General features: G+C 65.2%; 5 protein-coding genes and 1 pseudogene. 4 read left to right on the top strand and 2 right to left on the bottom strand.

Annotated elements, in window-relative coordinates:
- Positions 1-414: 414 nt before the first annotated feature.
- Both ACFE99_RS23190 and ACFE99_RS23185 read left to right on the top strand, forming a co-directional pair.
- Entirely contained in the window at positions 415-1083 is a 669-nt protein-coding gene (locus ACFE99_RS23190) for a DUF433 domain-containing protein (RefSeq protein ID WP_375488947.1), read from the top strand.
- A 5-nt stretch (positions 1084-1088) separates the two neighbouring features.
- A pseudogene (locus ACFE99_RS23185) lies at positions 1089-1370 on the top strand (hypothetical protein); the annotation flags it as partial.
- Positions 1371-1442: 72 nt separating this feature from the next.
- On the opposite strand, the gene ACFE99_RS23180 reads toward ACFE99_RS23185, so the two are convergent.
- Positions 1443-2549 carry a hypothetical protein gene (locus ACFE99_RS23180; RefSeq protein WP_375488945.1) on the bottom strand — a complete coding sequence of 369 codons (1107 nt, stop codon included), beginning with the start codon at positions 2547-2549 and terminating at the stop codon, positions 1443-1445.
- A gap of 216 nt (positions 2550-2765) precedes the next feature.
- Between ACFE99_RS23180 and ACFE99_RS23175 the strand changes: the two genes are divergently transcribed.
- Both ACFE99_RS23175 and ACFE99_RS23170 read left to right on the top strand, forming a co-directional pair.
- Positions 2766-3356 carry a hypothetical protein gene (locus tag ACFE99_RS23175; RefSeq protein WP_375488943.1) on the top strand — a complete coding sequence of 197 codons (591 nt, stop codon included), beginning with the start codon at positions 2766-2768 and terminating at the stop codon, positions 3354-3356.
- A gap of 27 nt (positions 3357-3383) precedes the next feature.
- Positions 3384-4010 (top strand): hypothetical protein, encoded by a 627-nt coding sequence (locus ACFE99_RS23170; RefSeq protein ID WP_375488941.1) that lies wholly within the window; start codon positions 3384-3386, stop codon positions 4008-4010.
- 40 nt (positions 4011-4050) lie between these two features.
- On the opposite strand, the gene ACFE99_RS23165 is transcribed toward ACFE99_RS23170, so the two are convergent.
- Positions 4051-4353: hypothetical protein (locus ACFE99_RS23165; RefSeq protein WP_375488939.1), on the bottom strand; the 303-nt coding region annotated here is incomplete at its 5' end.

The following is a 4353-nucleotide window of genomic DNA, read 5'->3' as shown; positions in this document are numbered from 1 at the left end:
CACCTGGCCCACCCGCTGCACCAGCGCACCCACCGACACGACACCCAGTATCAGGCAACCGCGAGCGCAGCCCACACACATATTTCCGGTGAAGCATTGGTGAGAAAGCTTGCCCGCCGGCACGTATCGGACCCAGGCGGCGCGAAATACGCCGCCCGCGTCGCCGACTCCCGGGCACGGGATGCTCGACGTAAGTCAAACCGGTCGGCCACACTCACGAGCGGGCGTGTCGCGGCTAGCGTGGCACGCGGGCCGAGCTCCCGAGTGGTGTTGGGTGAGCTCGATGTGGACGTGTTTGACGCAGTCGTACGCCGGTCGACGAGGCCGGTCGGGATGGTTACGACGATGTAGCAGGTGAGGAACGAGTAACTCATTCAGCAATTGGTTGTACGTGACCTCTGCAAGAATCACGGCATGGGCACTATGTCAGTTCTTGAGCGCGAGATGTACTCGGAGGCTGAGGCTGCCCGTCTGCTGGAAGTTCCGCAGCAGACGCTGCACTACTGGCTTGAGGGGAAGCGCTACCGTGGACGCGAATATGCCCCGGTGATTCGAGAGAAGCCGACGCGTAGGCGCACCGTCACTTGGGCTGAGTTCGTCGAGGCGGGTCTACTGAGTCAGTATCGCCAGCAGAACATTCCTCTTGATGAGTTGCGGCAGTTCATTGCCTACCTACGGAACAAGGTTGGTGTGCCTTACCCCCTGGCTTCTGAGCGTCCTTGGGCGATCAGCGGCAAGCTTGTCATCGAAGCCCAAGATGCCTCGGGTTTGCCGGCGGAGTTTTGGTTAGTCGCCCCGGTCGGTAACCAGCCCCTTCTGCTTCCTCCTGCGCAGGAGTTTCTTGATCATGTGCAGTTCGAGCAGGAAATAGTGGCCCGTTGGCATCCGGTACCGGGGTCGCCGGTTGTGATTGATCCGGATGCACGCTCCGGCCGCCCTTCGGTCGGGGGCATCTCGACATCGGTGATCAACGATTACGCAGACGATGGCTACTCCTACAATGAGATTGCAGCTGAGTTCGGGCTGGACGTTCATCAAGTGCAAATGGCTGTGTCCTACGAGCTGTCTCGGCCCGCCGCGTAGCGCTCATGCCCGACCAGGCCGCCGATGTGCGTTTCTATTTCGATGCGGACATCCTCGGCTTGGCCCACGTCATCTGCGGCATCAGGCCTGACTGCACCTACCCCGGTGATCCCGGCATAACTTTGAAAAGGAGGACACGGCCGCCGTGTCCGATCGGATCTGCCGACAAGAAGGACAGTGTTTGGATACCCGTGGTAGCGCAGCGCGGTTGGATCGCCATCACACGTGATGCGAACATTCAGGACCATCTGAGTCTCCTGCAAGCGGTTCACGACCACGGGTTACGACTTGTCACGCTTGGCGGCATCGATGGCAGAACCAAGTGGGGTCAACTGGAAATCGTGATGACGCAAACCTGTTTATCGCCCGGCGATTTCGTGATAGAGCGCTGTTGCGCGGCTGAGTTGGCTTTGGATCTCCGACAGATACTCTTGCCGGCCGCGCGCATAGGCAACCTCAGCCGACGGGTCGCCCGGCCGCTGCTGCAGCCAGAAAATGGACTTCCAGATGTCGGGCGAAGCGGGGCCGCCCTTGTGGTCGAGCCTGTCGAAGAATTCCGCGATCGCCAGGTTGGGATTGCGGCGCCCGGGATAGCTGAAGTCCTGCTGGAACACCCCCTGCCACAAGCCGTTCGCGCTCACCGCGCGGGGATCTCCGCCGCTTTCTTGCAGCATAGTCGACACGCAGGCGATGGCCTGTCGCGGTGAGTATCCGCGGCGGCCCGCTTCGTGGATAACTGCCGCGGCGACCTCACGCGGACTGGAGTCGGGCGCCAGCTCCCCGAGCGCAACGCTTTTCACCCTCATCACTGATGGACTGTTGTCTGCACCAGTGGCGCGTCTGACCGGCCGGCTCGGGGCGCCGATGGAAATCCCACCGAGACCAAGGTTTCTGGAGATGCCAGATCCAGCGGCCCCACCCAGTCCGGTCAGGACCGGCGCCAGGCCAGCGCCTCCTACGCCGAGCGTCGTGCGGTAGGCGAGCGAACGCACCAGCGCGGCCAGCTGCGTATCGCGTGCCCGGTAGGCGGCCACCACCTGCTGCTGCCGGGCCACCCGTGCCCGCAGCGCTGACAGCAGCGCTGTCTGGCCGGCTGGGGTGCGCGAAAGCGGGCGCAAGTCCGCGGTGTCGGCGGCCGCGGCAGCCAGCACCGCTCCCGACATGGAGCGCCCGGACCGGTCGGCGCTGGCCGCATCCCGCAACACCGCGGCGAGCCCACCGTCGGCATCGCCCAGACCATCAAGGTGCGAGCCGGCGCTTGCGGCGAAAACCCCATGGCCGCGCGGCAATGCCCCGGCAAGACCGGCCATCTGGGTTGTCCCGGCCCGCATCCGCTCTCCTGCGCCCGCCAGCCGGGCCGCCGCGCCCTGCGCCATCGACGCGCCTGACACCGGCGGATCACCGAACAATGAATGTGCCCGCGCCAGCACGCGACCCACCCGCCGCACCAGCGCATCGACTGCCACCCCACCAGTATCGGGCCGCCACCGCCGCAGCCGGGACACAAATCCCCCGGACAAGCGCTGAGTGCTGCTAGCCGCCTAGCCAACTCGACGGCTGGGCATTCGTTAGGGCGCCGGCGGCGTCGAGGGCTCTGCCGCGTCCCACGCCGCCGATCAGGCTCATGCCGCACCGAGAAGTTCCGATCAATGGGCTGCCCGTATGTCGTTACGCTTAGCGGCATGTGGATTCGCATGCTGCTGCGACCGTGGTGGGTGCGCTGGCTGTACCACGCGGTGTGGGCGCTCGCAACAGGTTTCGCCGCGGTGGCGCTCATCCAATATCAGAGCGGCACGATGCCCAACCCATTTCGCCTGCCGCTACCGGGCATTGCCATCATCGCGATCGGATGCCTAGGCGTTGCCGGCTTGTTCGCCGCCGTGACCGGACAATACCGAAACAAATACCTTGAGGCACTACGCGCTACGGTGACGCCGGCCGAGCGGTCACAGGCCATAACCGCGGCGTGGCGCGGACCGGTACCCGACAACCCGCGCGTGCGGGAAGCCGCCGGACGTCTCGCATGGCTGCGGTACTCGGCGTACCGCAAGAACCGCTGGATGTTTCGGGTCCTCTATCCCGTGATGACGCTGTACTGGCTGGCACTGTGTGCCTGGCAAGCCGCCCACCAAGATCGCGGCGCGGTCATCAATGCAATCCTTGGTTCGCTGTTTGTGTACTCCTACGTGCAGGTGTGGTTGACGCAGCGGCGAATTCGCGCCCGCATCGATCTGCTCACGCCGAATCGTGCCGACGTCGATGCGCCACTGTGAGCGCTCGCCGGCACGGACAGGATCATCATGACCGATCGTTGCAGGAGAAGCCAACAACGGCGCAACACAGCGATTATCCGCCGGACACTTCCCGCCGCCAAGCGCAGGCGGGTTGCCCTCGCTGCGCTTGTCGGCAACGCGCTGATGGTAGCGACAGCCTGCGCAGCGCCGCACCTCGTCCAAAAACCCGCCGGTCGCGATCCCCGGCATCCCCCGCCGCAGTTTCCCGACATCGACGCCTACTCAGCCGCCGACCTGACTGTCTACCAGCATCGCGGCACCCACCCGGGCAACTCCGGCTGGCTTTTCAAGACACCCAACGATCTCACCTGTGCGGTCAGCATGCTCGACGACATCGGTGCGACGTGTTGGGGTGCAGCGGTCGGTCCGCCGCCCTCATCGGAAGTCAACGCCTCATCGGAGCACCCCGGGCGATACAGCGCCGCCGACCCGAACTGGAATCCGCCCGCTTCGCTGTTGCCGATCGGAACCAAGCTCGACAACACCAACGGTGTTGCCTGCGCGGTCATTTCGCATGACGCGGTGGCCTGCCGCGCCGCTCCGAACAGGGGAATAGACATGAAGCAGCCACAAAACAGCCACTACGGCGTGCATGGCTTCGTGATCCGGCCCGAAGGCAACTGGACTTTTTGAGCCCTCACCGCACCACAGTCCGCCCAGTCACGGCGAGCGCTCACGTAGGGCGATATTCGATGGTTCGCAGTTGTTCGGCGGTGTCGGCGGCGGCGTCGCTGTGTTCGCCGAGTAGCTGCTGCATCGCCGCCACCCGCGACCGCAACGCCATGAGCGCGGCCAAGTCGCCGGCCGCGGTGCCGCCCAGCGCCGCCAACCGGTTCGCAACTTCCGCGGCCTCCATGCGCAGTCCTTGTGCCCGTTTCGCGCCGGTGTGGTGGCTGGCCGCGGCGGCGCTCAACTGTTCGGCCAGCCGCACATCCGCCTGCGCTGTCGAATCCAGCCCGGTCGCCGCCTCCTCGGC

The organism is uncultured Mycobacterium sp., from assembly GCF_964249325.1.
In the GTDB taxonomy this organism is placed as follows: Bacteria; Actinomycetota; Actinomycetes; order Mycobacteriales; family Mycobacteriaceae; genus Mycobacterium.
Note: the sequence above shows the minus strand (reverse complement) of the source record. Positions and strands in the feature narration are given on the sequence as shown.